This window comes from Planomicrobium sp. CPCC 101079 (assembly GCF_007859275.1).
Classification (GTDB): domain Bacteria; phylum Bacillota; class Bacilli; order Bacillales_A; family Planococcaceae; genus Planococcus.
Window position 1 is genome coordinate 134,288 of the sequence record NZ_VOHC01000001.1, and the last position, 17,506, is coordinate 151,793.

Annotated in this window: 16 protein-coding genes and 1 pseudogene; 10 read left to right on the forward strand and 7 right to left on the reverse strand. The window is 44.7% G+C overall.

The genetic code is table 11. The annotated features are described in order from the left end of the window. Positions 1-76: 76 nt before the first annotated feature. On the reverse strand, positions 77-307 hold the full coding sequence (locus FQV28_RS00720) for an excisionase family DNA-binding protein (RefSeq protein WP_146493674.1): 231 nt from the start codon (positions 305-307) through the stop codon (positions 77-79). 116 nt (positions 308-423) lie between these two features. Between FQV28_RS00720 and FQV28_RS00725 the strand changes: the two genes are divergently transcribed. From FQV28_RS00725 to FQV28_RS00735, 4 genes are all read left to right on the forward strand, one after another. Further along, positions 424-1,290, forward strand: coding sequence for an EamA family transporter (locus tag FQV28_RS00725; RefSeq protein WP_146493675.1), 867 nt, complete (start codon positions 424-426; stop codon positions 1,288-1,290). 79 nt (positions 1,291-1,369) lie between these two features. Beyond that, positions 1,370-2,062 carry a response regulator transcription factor gene (locus FQV28_RS00730; protein ID WP_146493676.1) on the forward strand — a complete coding sequence of 231 codons (693 nt, stop codon included), beginning with the start codon at positions 1,370-1,372 and terminating at the stop codon, positions 2,060-2,062. Next, a complete protein-coding gene (locus FQV28_RS19075; RefSeq protein ID WP_186763744.1) occupies positions 2,040-2,201 on the forward strand; it encodes a hypothetical protein in 162 nt (53 codons plus the stop codon). Before FQV28_RS00730 ends, FQV28_RS19075 begins: the two co-directional genes overlap by 23 nt. 1 nt (position 2,202) lies before the next feature. Next, positions 2,203-4,353, forward strand: a complete 2,151-nt coding sequence (locus tag FQV28_RS00735) for a sensor histidine kinase (RefSeq protein WP_186763745.1) — start codon at positions 2,203-2,205, stop codon at positions 4,351-4,353. 69 nt (positions 4,354-4,422) lie between these two features. On the opposite strand, the gene FQV28_RS00740 is transcribed toward FQV28_RS00735, so the two are convergent. From FQV28_RS00740 to FQV28_RS00765, 6 genes are all read right to left on the reverse strand, one after another. Beyond that, the gene (locus tag FQV28_RS00740) at positions 4,423-4,800 is read right to left on the reverse strand and encodes a VOC family protein (RefSeq protein WP_146493678.1); all 378 of its coding nucleotides are present in this window, start codon (positions 4,798-4,800) and stop codon (positions 4,423-4,425) included. Between the two features lie 151 nt (positions 4,801-4,951). Continuing rightward, a complete protein-coding gene (locus FQV28_RS00745) occupies positions 4,952-5,587 on the reverse strand; it encodes a response regulator transcription factor (RefSeq protein ID WP_146493679.1) in 636 nt (211 codons plus the stop codon). Beyond that, positions 5,562-6,608: a sensor histidine kinase gene (locus FQV28_RS00750; protein WP_146493680.1), complete on the reverse strand. Its 1,047-nt coding sequence runs from the start codon at positions 6,606-6,608 to the stop codon at positions 5,562-5,564. Before FQV28_RS00750 ends, FQV28_RS00745 begins: the two co-directional genes overlap by 26 nt. Then, on the reverse strand, positions 6,605-7,303 hold the full coding sequence (liaF, locus tag FQV28_RS00755) for a cell wall-active antibiotics response protein LiaF (RefSeq protein WP_146493681.1): 699 nt from the start codon (positions 7,301-7,303) through the stop codon (positions 6,605-6,607). The genes FQV28_RS00750 and liaF overlap by 4 nt, the downstream gene beginning before the upstream one ends. Before the next feature lie 66 nt (positions 7,304-7,369). Next, complete coding sequence (locus tag FQV28_RS00760; RefSeq protein ID WP_146493682.1) at positions 7,370-8,008, reverse strand: PspA/IM30 family protein; 639 nt, start codon at positions 8,006-8,008, stop codon at positions 7,370-7,372. Next, positions 8,005-8,364 (reverse strand): lmo0954 family membrane protein, encoded by a 360-nt coding sequence (locus FQV28_RS00765; protein ID WP_146493683.1) that lies wholly within the window; start codon positions 8,362-8,364, stop codon positions 8,005-8,007. The genes FQV28_RS00760 and FQV28_RS00765 overlap by 4 nt, the downstream gene beginning before the upstream one ends. A gap of 171 nt (positions 8,365-8,535) precedes the next feature. Here FQV28_RS00765 and FQV28_RS00770 point away from each other — a divergent pair, with 171 nt between their 5' ends. The 6 genes and pseudogenes from FQV28_RS00770 (at position 8,536) to FQV28_RS00795 (ending at position 17,353) form a co-directional block, all read left to right on the forward strand. Then, positions 8,536-9,621, forward strand: coding sequence for a metallophosphoesterase (locus FQV28_RS00770; protein WP_146493684.1), 1,086 nt, complete (start codon positions 8,536-8,538; stop codon positions 9,619-9,621). Between the two features lie 13 nt (positions 9,622-9,634). Next, positions 9,635-10,249, forward strand: a complete 615-nt coding sequence (locus FQV28_RS00775; protein WP_146493685.1) for a DedA family protein — start codon at positions 9,635-9,637, stop codon at positions 10,247-10,249. 78 nt (positions 10,250-10,327) lie between these two features. Then, positions 10,328-11,278, forward strand: coding sequence for a 2-hydroxyacid dehydrogenase (locus FQV28_RS00780; protein WP_146493686.1), 951 nt, complete (start codon positions 10,328-10,330; stop codon positions 11,276-11,278). Between the two features lie 342 nt (positions 11,279-11,620). Beyond that, positions 11,621-12,037, forward strand: a pseudogene (locus FQV28_RS00785) (lamin tail domain-containing protein); the annotation flags it as partial. Positions 12,038-12,772: 735 nt separating this feature from the next. Beyond that, entirely contained in the window at positions 12,773-13,570 is a 798-nt protein-coding gene (locus FQV28_RS00790; RefSeq protein ID WP_146493700.1) for an endonuclease I family protein, read from the forward strand. A 285-nt stretch (positions 13,571-13,855) separates the two neighbouring features. Then, positions 13,856-17,353, forward strand: a complete 3,498-nt coding sequence (locus FQV28_RS00795; protein ID WP_146493687.1) for a DUF6359 domain-containing protein — start codon at positions 13,856-13,858, stop codon at positions 17,351-17,353. Positions 17,354-17,506: the final 153 nt, after the last annotated feature.

Sequence of the window (17,506 nt, forward strand, 5' to 3'; positions counted from 1 at the left end):
ATTTTCCAATAAGCTAAAAAAGCCCGTCAGCTGAATTAGTTCAGCTGACGGGCTTTTTGCTTTGAAGTAGAATTGTTCAATCCTCGTCTTTGATATCGATGTCGTCTGGAATAGGCGTATTGCGCCATTCTTCAAGTTCTTGCTTCACTTGTTCCAATTGCAGAAAGTGGGTTTCGAATTGAGAGGTGTTGATCAAGTACTGTTCACCATCGTGAACTGCGCGAATACGGCCTTCAAGGACGTAACGGGTAACTTGTTCTTCAGGCATCGACAAAAAAGCGGCAGTTTCCGAGACTGTCATATACATGATGATCGCCTCCTCTTTTTCTTTTATTATAATAGATGAAAAGCTCTGCCTCAAACAATTCATTTCATGGTAGAGTGTTGTCATACATAGACCAGAAAGTATAGAGGTGTATTCACGTGAACTTTTTGCCTTACATATGGGTTTTGCTTGCGGCAATGCTATGGGGAACGACGGGCACAGCCCAAACTTTTATTGATGGATCTGCCCATTCACTTGCACTTGGCGCGCTTCGCTTAAGCATCGGGGGATTTTCACTTTTGGCTTTTATCATATGGACAAAAGATTTAGATGTCCGGACCATTCCTTGGCGGGCGGCTTGGCTGTCTGCTGCAACGATGGCGTTGTTTCAGCCGTTCTTTTTTTCGTCGGTTCAGTTGACTGGAATTGCTGTTGGGACGGTTGTTGCTATTGGCAGTGCGCCAGTTTTTTCAGGGGTTCTGGAATGGCTTGTAATGAAAAGAAAGCCGAACCGTGTTTGGACGATTGCAACGTTATGCGCCATCGTCGGCTGTGTCTTGCTGTTTGCCAATAAAGAATCCGCAACCGTTGATTCATTGGGGATTGCATTAGCGCTTGGAGCAGGCTTGTCATTTGCCGCATATGCCACTGTCAGCAAAACGGTGCTTAAAGCAATGGAAGCGGTGCCGGCAGTAGCTGTAATATTTTCTCTCAGCGCGCTTTTCCTTTTGCCGTTCTTGCTGTTTTTGGACTTATCATTCCTAGCGGTTCCTGCAAACATCAGTGTCATCGCCTATTTAGGGCTAGCTGCTACAGGGCTTTCCTATATTCTGTTTTCAACCGGACTAAAACAAATTCCGTCTTCATCTGCCGTTACGCTGGCTTTGGCTGAGCCCTTGACGGCTTCATTATTGGGCGTCTTTATTGTAGGGGAAGTATTGAGCGGAATTGCTTGGGCAGGAGTTGCGCTATTGCTCGGGGGGATAATTGTTTTGACGCTTGGAAAAAGAAAAGCAGTTTCTTAAGAATTTCTTCATATTTTTCCTAAGCTCTGCTTAAGATTTAACTTATACAATAAGGGCATAGATGAAAGAGGTGTGTACAATGAGTCAATTTACGGTGCTAGTGACAGATGATGATCAAGACATCCGGGACGGCATAGAAATCTATTTGAAAAACGAAGGCTATCGGGTGTTAAAAGCTTCGAACGGCCTTGAAGCCATTGAACAGCTGGAGTCCAATGAAGTGCATGTCATTATTCTAGATATTATGATGCCGAAATTGGATGGCATTTCTGCAACATTTAAAATCCGGGAACAACGCAACATCCCGATCATCATGCTCAGCGCAAAGGCGGAGGATTCTGACAAAATCCACGGGTTATCCGTCGGGGCGGATGATTACGTGACCAAGCCATTCCATCCAATGGAGCTGGTGGCACGTGTTAAATCGCAACTCCGCCGCTACGTGACACTTGGGACGTATCAGGAGAAGAACCAGCGTCTGGAAATCGACGGCCTTGTATTGGATGCTGAATCAAAAGAAGTCAGTTTGCACGGAGAAACGGTCAAACTGACGCCTATTGAGTTTAAAATCACTGAACTCCTGATGGAAAATGCCGGGCGTGTTTTTTCCATACGGGATATCTATGAACGGGTATGGAACGAACCCGCCTATAATGCTGAAAATATTGTTGCTGTACATATCCGGAAGATACGGGAAAAAATCGAGACAGATCCGAAAAATCCAAGATACTTAAAGGTGGTGTGGGGCATTGGCTACAAAATTGAAAAATGATCTTTGGTCGATTGCTGCTGTTATCATCGCCTTGTTCAGTCTGCTGTACTGCTTTTCGTTTATTTGGGATACTTTGTTTTTTATGCCGGCATCCGAACTGCTGGCTTCACTTCGTACGCTGACGCAAGGAGATGCTTAGAATGAAAAAATGGTTATGGCTAGGGGTTGTATCATTGGTTTTGATCGGATTTTTCAGCATATTGGAAATGGGATCAAACCATTTTGGGAAATCGTATGTCGAAACAGAAGAATTTAGTCACAACTATAATAGCTTTACAGATCATTTGATCGCACTTGAGCTTGATCCATTAACAAAAGACAAGGAGTGGCCAATAACTGCTGATGATATTGAAGAATACCGCAGCCGTTTTGGAACCCTTGCGGATCAACTCAGAAACATCCAAGATCAATATATTGCTGATATTGAACAAGCACAAAGCACAAACAATGAAGGTCTTGAGAAAATACTCGTGGAAGAACGCGATAGAAAGCTTGCAGCAATTACCGAAAACTTCGCTGACGACGAAGTAGTGCGGGAAAAGATAAGAGAAGAACGCGTAGCAGGACTCGCACAAGCGGCCAATCAAATTAGCAGTTTAAAGTCTTCCTTTTTAGAAGAGTCGGCTTACTATGTGTACCGGCTAAAGAATATCGAAACTGGCGAAACGTTCACGAAAGGAACAATCAAGGAAAATCCTTATTTTGAACAAACATACACTGCAGGTAATCCTTTAATTTCGTCTTATAGTAGCTACTATAGTTTAGATATGGCTGTGCCAGAAGACGTGCTGCATTCCAATGCAGGGTTTGAAGGAACGGTTCAAATAGATAAAGCTTTGCTTGCTACTTCAATGTATGCAGGAGAAATAGAACGATTTGAATTTGCCAAAAACGTTCTCTATGTATTCGTGGCCATGGCAATTGCGGGAATCATTCTGCTCTTTACTACGTTAAGATATGAAAAAAAGTGGTTTACTAGCATCTCCTTATACCAAAAGTGGAAAAGATTAATGATAGAATTTCGGTTTTTACTGATTTTCTTCACTCTAATATTTGGATTAGGCGCATCTGCTGACTTATTTTCGATCATTCAGTATACATGGTCAGTTAGCAGTATGGAGCACAACTTAATACGGATGTTCATGCATTTCAGCACTTCCTTGTTATTGATCGGCTCTACTGTTTTACAATTGATATGGTTTATGGCTTATTATAAAAATGAACGATCGCTCAAAGAAGAATTGCAGCAAAGCCCTACATTCCGGAGCTTTTCTACTATTCACCAAGCTTTTTTAAACAAATCAATCGGCTTTCAGACACTAGTTCTGCTGGTTGTCATCTTTTTCTGGGGGGCTGGTACGGCTCTGATGCTCACTATTCCCGATTTGATAATTGTCTGGATTCCAGCGACGCTCTTTATCGGTCTGCCGGTTCTGTTCTTCCTGTTGAACCGCTTTGGGTATCTGAATGTCTTAATGCAAGGCACTGAAAATATTGCGAATGGCCGGTTGAATGAAGTGCTGCCCGTCCGCGGTAAATCGGCCTTGGCCAACCATGCGCGCCAGTTGAACTTATTGAAAGAAGGAGTACGGCAATCGATGTCTGAACAGGCAAAGAGCGAACGATTAAAGACAGAGCTGATCACCAACGTCAGCCACGATCTTCGCACACCATTGACGTCAATCATCACGTATACCGATTTGATGAAAGCGCCGGATTTATCTGATGAGGAACGCTTGTCCTATGTGGAAATTCTCGACCGAAAATCGCAGCGCTTGAAAACACTTATTGAAGATTTATTTGAAGTGTCAAAAATGGCGAGCGGCAATATGGATCTTCAACGGACCCGCCTCGATTTTACGCAGTTGATGACGCAAGCACTTGCGGAACATGCGGAAGACATTGCGGCGTCGGGCCTTGATTTCCGGATCAGCGCACCACAGAATGCTGTCTTTATCCAAGCAGATGGCCAAAAATGGTGGCGGGTGCTCGATAATCTGATTATCAATGCCATAAAATACGCATTGCCCGGCACTAGGGTTTACGTTTCTTTGAATGAAGTAAATGGCCAAACAGAATTTGTCATTAAGAATGTTACTCGCTATGAGCTCGGGGAAAACACGGACGAATTGTTTGAGCGCTTTAAACGAGGGGATGTTTCGCGGCAGACAGAAGGTTCAGGATTAGGGCTTGCCATTGCGCAGTCAATTGTTGAACTTCACGGCGGATCCATGAGAATAGAAGTGGATGGGGATTTGTTTAAAGTAACGGTGGCAATCAATAGTATTTAGAAGAGGTCGGTTGTTAAGATTACGTCATAATAAAAAGGGCTGTCGAGAAACTCTTGACAGCCCTTTTTATTATGCTCTTTCCGACACTGCAAAATAATTTTCCTCACCATCAGCAAAGTTGAACACTTTGCCTGTAGGCATATCCACGATTTCTCCAACAGTGATATTTTTGCTGGACAAATCCTGATGCAACTGCTCAATATCCTCCGTGAAAAACATTAGGGAAGGGGTTTCGAGATTCAAGCCAGGTGACATTTCAGCTACTGCCTCTTTGTTATGTAGAATGATGCTCGTTCCAGCACCTGCTGATGGAGCAACTTCGATCCATCTCAACCCATGGGCAGTTTCATCTGCTAATACAGTAAATCCTAGTTTATCTGTCCAGAACTCCACCGCTTCCTCTTGATTGTTCACGTACAACATAACTTGGCCAAGTTTACTAATCATTATTCCAGCTCCTTTGTCCTGTTATAGACTCTTAAGTATTTTTAGTTTAAATTATGTGTCAGAAATTTTAAATAACTTATTTTATATTTTATTTGCCAGGCGGGATATTTAAAAAACCATCAGGAGATCTGATGGTCTTAAAGAAAGAGTATTATTGTGGAGGGGAAACCAGTTTATGCTGGAATGCGTAAATTACCGCCTGCGTGCGGTCATGGACTTCAAGTTTCGCCAGTAAGTTGCTGACATGCGTTTTAACGGTTTTTAAAGCAATGAAAAGTTCATCGGCGATTTCCTGGTTCGAGTAGCCGCTGGCCATCAGCAGCAAAATCTCCATTTCCCGCTCTGTCAAGTCTTCATGAGGTACATGGCTGTGGCGCATTTGCTTCATCATTTTACTCATCACTTCAGGTTCAAGGACCGGCGTGCCGTTCATCGTCTCGCGAATCGATTCAGCGATGCGGGAGGCTTTGGATGTTTTCAATATGTAACTGACCGCACCGGCTTTTAGAGCCGGATAAACTTTGTCGTCGTCCAAAAAGCTGGTGACAATCATGATTTTCGCTTCAGGCCATTTGGATATAATGATTTCTGTCGCTTCAGCACCGTTCATGACGGGCATGACCATATCCATCAAGATGACATCGGGACGTAAATCGAGTGCCATATCTACGGCTTCCTTGCCGTTTGCCGCTTCACCGACCACTTCCATATCTTGCTGTGCCTGCAAATAAGCAGAGACGCCGATGCGCACCATCTCATGGTCATCGACTAATAAGATTCGTATCATGGCTAACCTTCCTTTCGATGGGGACTTTCACTTCAACAATCGTTCCTTCCGAAGGTACGGAAACAATTTTGCTGGTGGCACCGATTTCAATGGCGCGCTCTTCGATATGCTTCAAGCCATATGAGGTGGATTTGGATTGTTCGCTTTCAAAACCGATTCCGTTGTCTTGGATGCGTAAAATGGCAAAGCCATCCCGTTCAACGAATAGGATGTGGACTTCGGTCGCTTTTGAATGGCGCAGTGTATTCGACAGCGTTTCCTGTGCAATCCGGAACAAATGATCTTCAGCGCCTTTTTGCAGCGGCATGTCCTCCAATTTATGCTCGATTGTAAAGTTCACTTTTTCCTTTAATTCAGCCACAAGTTCAAACAAACCTTGGCGCAGCGTCTTATCATGAAGCGCGGCAGGACGCAAATGGAGGAGAAGGGCACGCATTTCAAGCTGGGCTTGCTGCACAATCTTCTCCGCTTGTGCTAGCCGGGGAGACGTCTCTCCGCTTTCAGTCATTGAAGACAATAGCATAGAAGCGGCAAATAATTGCTGGGAGACTGAGTCATGCAATTCCCGTGCGAGCCGCTGGCGCTCCATAACCAGCCGTTCCTGAATAATTTTATCTTGCGTTTCTGCCCGTTCATTTGAAATGCGGGCTAAGCTTTTACGCTGGGATTCCAGCAATTTTTGCAATTTCAAAATAGAGGTGGATATGTTATTCGGCAAGGTTTTCATATGGGCGGATCTAATGACTGTCTGATCTTCATTCCTCAAGAGGGCTTGGAAAATGGCGTCAATTTCTTTCACTTTAGAGCGGGACAGAGATTCTGACCACCAGGAAATGCCGCTCGCAAGAACAAGCATAATGACCAGCAGCCACAAACCAAAAGGCAGTCCAGCGACAAAATCTTCCCAAAGTATCGACCATGTCTGGACAGTAGGCATGCCTAAAAGAACGAGTAAAATGCCGAAAATAACAACGGCAAATAAACCTACGAAGACTAAGCTGCGGGGCAGGATTTGTCTCATCGGCGAATCACCTCAACATCACCCATCCAAGTTGTAACGGAAACAATCATTTCTGTTTTGCTGTCTGCCGCTTCGATGTAGCCATCTTCTGCATGAACAGTACTGTACCAGAGGCGCTGTTTTTCATTTTTGAAAAAGCAAGCTTCGCCAAGAAGCGTTGAATAATATACGCGGACCGGCACTTCATAAGGGACGATAACGCGCACTTTTCCAAAACCTTGCCGAATGGAAACCAATGAAGTTTTTTTCGGCAAGACTGTTTGCGTAGCATCGATCAGCAAATCACCGAAAAATCCTTGCACATGAATGTCTTTCCATTCATAAGCTTCAATCGGCGTGCTTTGAGCGGACAAAAATTTATTTTTGATCAATCCGTTGTCAATGGTTTTTCGGATAGGCACTTCCTGTTGCCATTCTTCGCCCTTCCATAGGCGGACCAATAAGTAGAGAGCCACTACAAGGATAAATGCGCGCAAGCTCCACATTGAAAGGATAGAAATGCCGATCAAGATAAACCCGGTCCACAGGAAGGACTTTCGGGTTTTTCTGGTTTTCTTGAGCCCATAATAAATCAATCCGATACCAAGAAGAACCAAAAACACGCTGCCATTGCCAAAAAAGGCAGATTCCACGAATACAAGAAGCAAAGCGCTGAGCAGGAAAAACGCTTGTTTGTTAGTTGAAAAACTTTGCATGGCTGTTTTCGCCTCCTTCTTTGTAGCAGAAAAGTGAGAAGAAGTTTTTCTTCTTCTCACTTCAGTTTAACCAATTTCCTGTTGCTTTGCGCTGTTTTTTTCTAAAGTTTCCAACCGGCGTTCCATAGCAGAACGTTCGTATTCATCTTCCACTTTAGTACCAAGTTTTTTGATATAGGAAGCCATATCGTCATATGATCCGATGCGTTCCGCCACAAGCTCTGGGCTCAACACTTTGTCCATTTGATAATGCGCGCGCGTGGCATTTTCTTTGCCCATCAATTGAAGCTGTTTAACTTTCATATCTTTCACTTTGTGTTTCATTTCTTCGTAGCGCTGTTCCAACTGCGTTAGTTCGGCCAAGTTTTCGTTAATGCTTGTTTTCAGTTCTGCCACTCGGTTTGAATAAGCGGCAACTTCCATTTCAGCAAAGTTAGCCAAATCACTTTCGCCGGAAGCGTTGGCAAGGTCTAATTGAGACGTGCGTTTGTCCAGCATTTTTGTAGCTTCTGCTAGTTCTTTTTCCAATTTGGCTGTCAACTGAGCTTGTCGTTCAAGCCATTTGCCAGTTGTTTCTGTTTGTTTTTCAGCTTCTGTAATATACTGATTCAATAAGGCGATCGGATTTTTTTCTTCCCGTTTCGCCAGTACTTTGTCCATATCCGTTGCAAATGCGAATTTAAAACGTTCCCATAATGTTGTCATTTGTATTCCTCCTGTTTTGAAAGTTTGCTCCATTCTCTTTCAAAGTTCGTGAATGGATCGTTTGTTTCAGTAAAACTAGTTGCAGGCTTGTTGTTCCACTGGCGGTAAATCATCCAAAGAGCTGCGATTGCCGCTACACCGATAAGTGCCGGAGCGTTGGAGATTGCCGAAATTGCACCGATGATCCCGACGAAAGCCCACCAAACTTTCTTTGCTGTTGACATACTTTGAAGATAAAAGTGGACGCCCATGTAGATGATTAAACCTGAGACTGCCAATCCGATCATTGGCCCAATGTGAGACAGTGCGACGATTCCGGCGATGATGCCAAACGTGATCAACCAAAATTTGTTCAAGGTATTTCCTCCTCTCGATTTATAAGCTAATCTTATCAGCGTAAAAGATTCTGCAACACGGTCCCTGACTGCATCTTTTACTAAGACTTGAGGCGTAGATGGAAGTAGGAAGTATTGTTTTGGACTCAGAATGGTATAATGTCTTCTATATTATGAAGAGGGGATTTAGCGATGAGAATAATTACGGCCAGTATTGGCACTTTATTTATTTACATGAGCCTTGTTGCCTTTATTGGCTGGAATGTGTACCTATGGCTGCACAGTTTACTGCCCGGGCTGAATCCTTGGCTTTTTGCAGTGTTATGGTTTCTATGGGCTTTCAGTTACTTGATTGGGAGGCTAGGACATCAATGGCTCTTGTTTTCAGTTTTAGGGGCATATTGGTTCGCCTTTTTTGAATATGCTGTTCTTCTTCTTCCGTTAGCGGACATTGCCAGTTTGTTTGTGCCTTCAGAGCAGCCGGCTTTGATTGTCGGTTCAGTTATGGCCGGCGTCTTCCTGCTTATTTTTATTGTGGGCTCATTTTTGGCATATAATCCGGTTGTGCGAGAACTTGAAATCACCGTAGATGCCCCGGAAGCGGACCCGTTGCATATTGTCTTGGCATCGGATTTTCACCTGGGCGTCCTTTCAGGAAAAAATCATCTGCAGCGTTTTGTCAATAAAAGCAATAGCTTGAATCCGGATGTAGTTCTTCTGGCAGGCGATTTGGTCGATGATGATCCGATTTGGTACGGCCGTTATGGAATGGCGGATGTTATGGGCCAGCTCAAAGCGAACCTCGGCGTTTATGGCATACTCGGCAACCATGATTATTACGGCAAAAAAATACCCTTGCTTGTACAGCTGATGGAAAAGTCGGGCGTCCATATATTGCGGGATGAAACCATTTTGGTCGAAAATCGTTTCTATCTTACGGGAAGAGAAGACCGGACATTCCGTGACCGGCCGCTTCTCGAAATCTTAAAACCGAAAAGTGGCCTGCCATGGATTGTCATGGACCACACACCGCCAAGATTAGATGTACCAACTAGGCTAGGCGTGGATTTGCAGGTGTCTGGCCATACTCATAAAGGGCAAATGTGGCCCAATCGTTTTATAACGAAGAAAGTATTTGAGTTGGATTACGGCCATCGGAAAATAGGGAAATCTCATTTTCTCGTATCTTCCGGCTTCGGGTTTTGGGGACCGCCTATACGGATTGGCAGCCGTTCAGAACTATGGTCAATAAAAATGAAATTCAAAGAGCAAACGTAAAGGGAGCGGACAAATGGAACAGTGGATTACATCAGTAATGTCGGATTACGGTTATATAGGTATTTTCTTTCTTATAATGTTGGAAAATATCTTCCCTCCGATTCCGTCGGAACTTATTTTAACGGTAGGCGGCTTTATGACGACAACTACAACAATGACAATTCCGGGCGTTATCGCTGCATCGACTGCAGGTTCGGTAATCGGGGCGGTTGTGCTATATGGCGCTGGTTTGTTGCTGGACGTAGAGCGGCTTGAAAAAATTATCGACAAGTATGGCAACTTGCTGAAAGTAAAGCACGAAGATATACGGCGGGCTGATTCTTGGTTTGACCGCTTCGGCATTTGGACGGTCTTTTTCGGAAGGCTGATTCCGCTCGTGCGAAGCTTGATTTCCATTCCTGCGGGGATGTCGAATATGAAGTTTTGGCAATTCCTGCTCTTTACAACACTGGGGACTATTATATGGAATACAGTATTGGTTTTTGTCGGTGAAGCGGTTGGCGACAACCGGGAGAAAATCCTGGAACAGTTGGATATTTACTCAAACGTCGTATACGCGTTGATCGTTTTAGCAACGCTCGCGGCTGTTTGGTATTATTTCAAGAAAATCAGAACACGGACAAATTGAAAACAGAAAACTGCAGGCAATTGCCTGCAGTTTTTTATATTGATACAATTGTTAGATAATAAAGTATGGAGGGATAACATGAAGCCAATCATTTACATAACGCAGAAGCTGCCGGAACAAGCAGTTGCCAAACTGCGGGATTCATACGAGGTGCGTATGTGGCACGACGACCAATCCGCTGCACCGCGTGAAGAGATACTGAAGCAAGTAAAAGAAGCACACGCACTTTGGTCCATGCTTTCTGATAACATTGACCGGCCTGTATTTGAAGCTGCGCCAAATTTAAAAATTATCTCGAATCTTGCTGTCGGCCATAACAACATCGATTTGGAAGCGGCCCATGATCATGGAGTAATGGTAACGAATACACCGGAGGTTTTAACGGAAACGACCGCCGACTTGACGTTTGCGCTTTTGCTTGCGGCGGCCCGGCGTATTGTCGAAGCCGATAAAACTGTCCGTTCTGGCGAGTGGAAATCTTGGACACCGATGGGAATGACTGGTCAAAACGTTGGAGGGGCGACGCTCGGAATCATTGGCATGGGCCGGATAGGAGAAGCGGTTGCAAGACGTGGCCAAGGATTTGGGATGAATGTGCTATATCATAACCGGACACGCAAAAGTTTGGAAGACGTTAAATATGCAGCTTTAGACGAACTTCTTCAAACTTCAGATTTTGTTGTCCTTTTAACGCCGTTGACAAACGAAACAAGAGGGATGATTGGTGAAAGGGAATTGTCATTGATGAAAGAAACTGCGATCTTGATCAATGTGGCTCGCGGAGGCGTCGTTGAAGAAGCGGCTTTGTTCGAAGCATTAAAAGCCAAAAAAATCTGGGGAGCTGGCCTGGATGTTTTTGAACAAGAACCGGTGCCGACAGATCATCCATTGCTGACTTTGCCGAACGTTACCGTTCTTCCGCATATTGGCAGCGCCACCGTCCAAACACGCCTGGCAATGATGGAAATGAACGCTTCCGCTATTTCCGCTTGCTTAGAAGGCCGCTCCGTCCAAAACCGTGTTTGCTAAAATATAGCTTCCAGTTCAACTGAAAAATGATTTTTTTACAAACTTCTGTCTGAACAAGAATTGCATAAAACTGAAAGAAAGCAGGCTGCTCTTAAGGCCTGCTTTTTTCATTGTGGCTGAATACCTGCTTTATATTAATTTTATGTAAGGATTTCCACGAAGCGTTGACGGGGGAAGAATCGTTCAGTAAAGTATAACGAGTAAATACTAAAAATTGTAAATCATTAAAATTAAAAGTTAAAAAATAACACTTCTAATTCAATGAAGCGGAATTAAAAGTGTACGAGCCAAGTTTTAGAACATGCCAGAGCCACTAGTCTATAAAAGGGAGGAACAAAAGAAATGAGCAAAAATAAATGGAACAAACCAGTAAAAGTTTTGCTGTCTGTGGGGTTAGCCGCAAGTCTATGGCTGCCGGTTTCTAAGACATCCGTTCAAGCCGCAGCAGCAAGTGATCTTTTTATTTCTGAATATATTGAAGGCAGCAGTTTGAACAAAGCAATCGAAATTTATAACGGAACAGGGGCTTCTATCGATTTAAGTTCTTATTCAGTGGCCTTGTATGCCAATGGCAGTACGGCCGTGCAAAGTGAAATGGATCTTTCGGGTACAGTTGCGAGCGGTGAGACCGTGGTCATTTTTCATGGCGATGCAGATGCGGCAATAAAGAGCAAAGGGCAATTGCAAAATAACAGTGTTATCAATTTTAACGGGGATGACGCAGTGGTCCTGAAAAAAGCAGGAACGCCGATTGACTCGATCGGCCAAGTGGGCGTGCGCATGGAAAATACAAAAGATGTTACGCTGGTTCGGAATGCCGATATTCAAGCAGGCGACAGCATAGTGGACGATGCATTCGAGCCTTCATTGGAATGGATCGCCTATCCTGCCAATACATTCGAACATTTGGGAAGCCATACGATGAATGGCTATAGCAATACGCCTGTTCCAGAACCGGAATTGGAGCCGATGGAACCGAAAAAACAGCTCCGCTATGAAAACTTGAAAAAGAAAAAATTAACTATTGGCCAGCCAAGCGTTTCACTGACGCTTGATGGAGATGCATCCATCCCAGATGGCATCTACATGAAAGGGCAATACGCGGAATTTCATGGAGCGGGATTTAAAGATGTCAAAGTGGTATTAAGTCCTGCCCGACAAAATTCGATTTTTGATTTTAAAGGAACTGAAGCGGCGCATGTGGTTGTAGATGGAAAGAACGTTTCGGAAATCAGGGGAGCTGAAAACATCCAGAAAATCGAGTTTATTGACGGAGCGGACTATGAAATCATCAACTTCTACAATTCGGCTGGACAGCCGATAGCATCGCCCCATTTGCCGAAAGAGAACAAAGCCCCGGTAGCAGCAAAAGCTTTTGCTAATGAACAACTGAATGAGGGAGAGACACTGCAATATGATTTAACGGAATATTTCTCGGATCCTGAAGACCAGGCTTTAGTATTTACTGCTACTAAAGGAACGGTTACAGGCAATATGCTGGCCCTGGATTTAGAAGAGGGCTCCCATATTATGGGAGTCACAGCTTCCGATGGCAATCAAAGTGTAACACAGTCATTTACGGTAACTGTCACTACTGAAGTTGAGACGGCTAACTACTACGATACGGCTTATGGGTTGGAAGGCGGCCAACTGAAAGCGGAGTTGCACGAAATCATTGACGGACATACCGAGCTTAGTTATTCGCAAGTGTGGGATGCACTGAAAGTGACGGACGAAGACCCGAACAACCCGAACAACGTGGTTTTGCTCTATAGCGGAGAATCGCGTTCCAAAAATCTGAACGGCGGCAATGTGGGTGACTGGAACCGGGAACACACATGGGCGAAATCACACGGCGGTTTTGGGACTGCTAGAGGCGCAGGGACAGACATCCACCATTTGCGTCCGACGGATGTCCAAGTGAACGGCTTACGTGGCAATCTGGATTTTGACTATGGCGGAGCCGCAGTCGCAGGATGCGATGGCTGTTTGCGCACTTCAAGTTCATGGGAACCGCCGAATGAAGTAAAAGGCGACGTGGCGCGCATGCTATTTTATATGGCTGTCCGCTACGAAGCGGAAGACCCGGTGGATCTGGAATTGAATGAGCAATTGAACAACGGTTCGGCACCTTACCACGGGAAGCTTTCTGTCTTGCTTGAGTGGCATGAGCAAGATCCTGTCAGTGAATGGGAACAACAGCGCAATGAAAAAATTGAAGATATCCAAGGAAACCGCAACCCATTCATTGATCATCCGGAATGGGCAGAGTCAATTTGGAGTGCGAGTTGAGGAATCAGAACCCTGCAGGCAAAATGCCAGCAGGGTTCTTTTGGCGAAAATCAGAAATTCTAGAGTGGGCTAGGAACTTCTTCGATCAATATTATTTGCTTATTTTATATAGGAGAGCAAATCTAAATAATACTAAGTTTAAAAGCATTGACTGGAAAAAGATTTCCATGAAAATACATATATATAGCAAAAAAGTTTAAAAAGTTACACTATTTTAACAAAATACTCTAATGCTTCCTGTATAATGATTTTGTGTTAATAAATTATTCCAGGGAGTGAATAAGCTTGTCAAAAAAAGTATTGAGTAAGATTTTTTTGAGCTTCATCTTGTTTTTGTCAGCAGTACTGCCGTTTACGGCAACAGCTAATGCCGCAGAGCCGATTACGGTAGCGGATGCGATTGCAAACAATACTGGTTCAGCGACAGTGAAAGGGTATATTGTGGGAACTGTCATTAGTGGAGGTAATTATGATCAGGAAGCACCGTTTACAAGCGCGACGAATCTAGCGTTAGCTGATTCTCCTGATGAAACTGACCCTACTAAGATTTTGACGGTTCAATTGCCATCAGGTTCACTACGCACTGGATTAAACCTTGTCGACAACCCGGCAAACTTCAAAGCGGAAATTACAATTACCGGCACTTTGAAAGCATATTTTTCAGTTCCTGGACTTACAGCACCAACTTCATACACAATCCTTTCAGAAGGCGAAGCTCCGCCTGAGCCGACAGCAGTCGACACACTTGCTGCAGCACGGACAATGCCTGGTGAATTGATTCAAGTTGAAGGGACCGTTACAACCGGGACTGGTTTCTGGGGAGGCAGCGCGTTCTACATCCAGGACGAGACTGCCGGAATTTATGTATACACATCAAATGCTGCTGTATCGCCTGGCGACAATGTCCGCCTGGCAGGTTCAGTGTCCGAGTATTCGGGTGAATTGCAATTCCAGCCGAATACAATAGAAGTAATTTCTTCAAACAACGACCTTCCAGCGGTGCAAACCATCACTCCTGCTGGCGTCAATGAAGAAACGCAAAGCGAACGGATTGAACTTAAGAATGTCACGATCACCGGCCTCCAAGCAGTGAACGACTATGGCACATTCGAATTCACGGCAACTGCCGAGAACGGCGAAACCGTCGTGATCCGCAATGATAACCGAACCGGATTGACGTACGAGCGCTTCTTGCAGCAATACAAAGAAGGCGATTTGGTTAATGTAACAGGAATCTCTTCTAAATTCAACGACACATACCAAGTGAAAACGCTTGGCATTGAAAGCTTTGACCTGGTCAACAAGCCAGCAGTCAACGTAGATGTTTTCCCTGGAGTCGTTTCTCAAGGAACGGCAATCAGCCTGCAATCAGGCTGGGAGAATGCAGCAATTTATTACACGCTTGACGGCTCAACGCCGACAGCCCAAAGCACACTTTACACAGCCCCAATCACATTGGACGAAGACACGGCGATCAACGCCATCGCAATCGGCGCTGAAACATCGGAAGTATTCACATTTGAATACACAGTCCTAAAAACAGCGGACTTGAAAATCCGTGATATTCAAGGCAAAAAACATTATACGGATTACGAAGGCGCAGTGGTCAATGAAATCACAGGCGTCATCACTCATTTCTATAACGGCGCAAACTTCGTAATACAAGACCCGAACGATGACGGCGACTGGACGACTTCTGAAGCCATCATCGTCAACCAATCAGGTGCAAGCAGTTCGTACAAGGTCGGTGACGTGGTAACAGTTGCCGGTACTGTGGAAGAATGGTTCTATAAAGGCTATTCGGACATGAAAGACAACGACCTGCCGCTTACGCGCATCCGCTCAACAAACGTCGTGAAAAATGGCACGGCCGAACTTCCAGAACCATTGATGATCGGTGAAGATGTCTTCCCGCCGACTCAAAACATCGACGACGATGGGCTGACTCTATTCAATCCTGAAAAAGACGGCGTTGATTTCTGGGAATCCCTAGAACTTATGCGTGTCGGCGTAGCTGATGCACAAATTGTCGGACCGCAGGATTACGGCGAAGTGTTCGTCGTATCGAAAAACGCAACAAACAACGATTTCCACAAACTGGGCGGTATCCTTATTTCTGAAGATGACTACAACCCAGAACGCATCACTGTAACAACTGGAGAAAATGTAATAGCGAAAGCAGGCGACACATTCGCTGAAGCGCCAGTAGGCGTCCTGGGCTATGGCTTCGGCAACTACCAGATTTGGACGAACGAAAGCGAACTTCCAGCAATAGTTGACGGTGGAACAACACCGGAAGAAACCTGGATTGAAAACGCAGAAGACAAATTGACAGTCGCTTCATATAATGTCGAGAACTTCTCTGCAGATCCAAGCCATACAACAGACGAAAAAGCGCAGCGCATCGCCGAATCATTCGTAAATGACCTGAACTCGCCGGACATCATCACACTTGTAGAAGTTCAAGATGGCGATGGCCCGATCGCTTCAGGCAATACGGATGCAACTGCAAGCTATGAACGCTTGATCGAAGATATCAAAGCAGCAGGCGGCCCGACATACAAATGGACCGATATTGCACCTGAATACAACCAGGATGGCGGAGAGCCAGGCGGGAACATCCGTGTCGGCTTCTTGTACAATCCGGAACGCGTTGCTCTTTCTGAAGGCACAAAAGGGACAGCCACACAAAATGTGGAATGGGTAGATGGCGAATTATCGCTCAACCCAGGACGCGTGCAGCCGATTTCGATGCCGAACACCCGAAAGCCGGTAGCAGCACAATTTGAATTCCAAGGCGAGCAAGTTGTCGTAATCGGCGCCCACTTAAACTCTAAAGGGGGAGATCAAGGATTATTTGGCCAAAATCAGCCGCCATTCCTTGGCTCTGTGGAAGAGCGCATCGAACTTGCAGAAGCGATCAATGGCTTTATTGAAGAAGGACTTGCACAAAACCCTGACTTAAATGTCATCGTTGCAGGCGATATGAACGACTTTGAATTCACGCCAGCTCTTAAAGCGTTGGAAGGCGGCATATTGACAAACAAAGTCGAAGATGTGCCGGTTGAAGACCGCTTTTCTTATTACTACCAGGGCAATTCACAAGTTCTTGATCACTTGTTGGTGACAAACAACTTGGCAGCTAAAACAGAACTTGATATGGTTCACATCAATGCGATGTTCATGGAACAACACGGCCGAGCATCTGATCATGATCCATTGCTTGCACAAATCACTTTTGCAGATCCAGCCGTTCCTGGCGAGCAGGAAGCGGACCCGGATATGACAGGTGAAACAGCCGTTATCGTAGCTGGTGAATTTGATGAAGAAGGCACGCTTGATATCAAGTTTTCTGAAGGTACAGTAGAAGAACTGTTGGAAAGTGGAAAAGACCTGTTGATCGATTTGCCGACTGCAGATTTGAGACTTTCTACAGAGAACTTACAGCAAATCGCTGATGCAGCCGGAACAGAATTCAGCTTGTCGTTCGCAGTAGAAGACGCGGAAACAGTGGATAAACGTCCTGCATTAACAGACCAAATCCACATCGCCATCACAAACGCTGAAGGCAATGAAATTCCAGTCAAGTTCACTTCAAATGTGAAATTGGCATTTGATACAAACAGTGACGTCAAAGTCCAGTTTGGTGCACGAGAAGATGCCAAAGGCAAATGGAAAATCATTCAAGGCGAGTTGAACGGAGATACGTTTACGCTTAGCGTCAATGAGTTTGGAAACTATACAGTCGTAACAAACAATGGCCAAGCGAAAAAGAAGAACTAGGCTATATTAAAAAAGCATCCGCTTCGTGAACTGCACCGAAATTGTTAGACACAACTAACAATGGAGGTGCAGTTTTTCTATGACGAAATTTACGATTGAAAAGAAGGTACGGGCTGTTCGCGATTATTTAGCTGGCCACGAGTCGAAAAAACA

Bases quoted from the DNA above. Each gene is read 5' to 3' on its own strand.
- FQV28_RS00720 (WP_146493674.1), bottom strand. From the start codon at position 307: ATGTATATGACAGTCTCGGAAACTGCCGCTTTTTTGTCGATGCCTGAA.
- FQV28_RS00745 (WP_146493679.1), bottom strand. From the start codon at position 5,587: ATGATACGAATCTTATTAGTCGATGACCATGAGATGGTGCGCATCGGC.
- FQV28_RS00775 (WP_146493685.1), top strand. From the start codon at position 9,635: ATGGAACAGTGGATTACATCAGTAATGTCGGATTACGGTTATATAGGT.
- FQV28_RS00760 (WP_146493682.1), bottom strand. From the start codon at position 8,008: ATGACAACATTATGGGAACGTTTTAAATTCGCATTTGCAACGGATATG.
- FQV28_RS00790 (WP_146493700.1), top strand. From the start codon at position 12,773: ATGCTGGCCCTGGATTTAGAAGAGGGCTCCCATATTATGGGAGTCACA.
- liaF (WP_146493681.1), bottom strand. From the start codon at position 7,303: ATGCAAAGTTTTTCAACTAACAAACAAGCGTTTTTCCTGCTCAGCGCT.
- FQV28_RS00735 (WP_186763745.1), top strand. From the start codon at position 2,203: ATGAAAAAATGGTTATGGCTAGGGGTTGTATCATTGGTTTTGATCGGA.
- FQV28_RS00730 (WP_146493676.1), top strand. From the start codon at position 1,370: ATGAGTCAATTTACGGTGCTAGTGACAGATGATGATCAAGACATCCGG.
- FQV28_RS00780 (WP_146493686.1), top strand. From the start codon at position 10,328: ATGAAGCCAATCATTTACATAACGCAGAAGCTGCCGGAACAAGCAGTT.
- FQV28_RS00770 (WP_146493684.1), top strand. From the start codon at position 8,536: ATGAGAATAATTACGGCCAGTATTGGCACTTTATTTATTTACATGAGC.
- FQV28_RS00750 (WP_146493680.1), bottom strand. From the start codon at position 6,608: ATGAGACAAATCCTGCCCCGCAGCTTAGTCTTCGTAGGTTTATTTGCC.
- FQV28_RS00740 (WP_146493678.1), bottom strand. From the start codon at position 4,800: ATGATTAGTAAACTTGGCCAAGTTATGTTGTACGTGAACAATCAAGAG.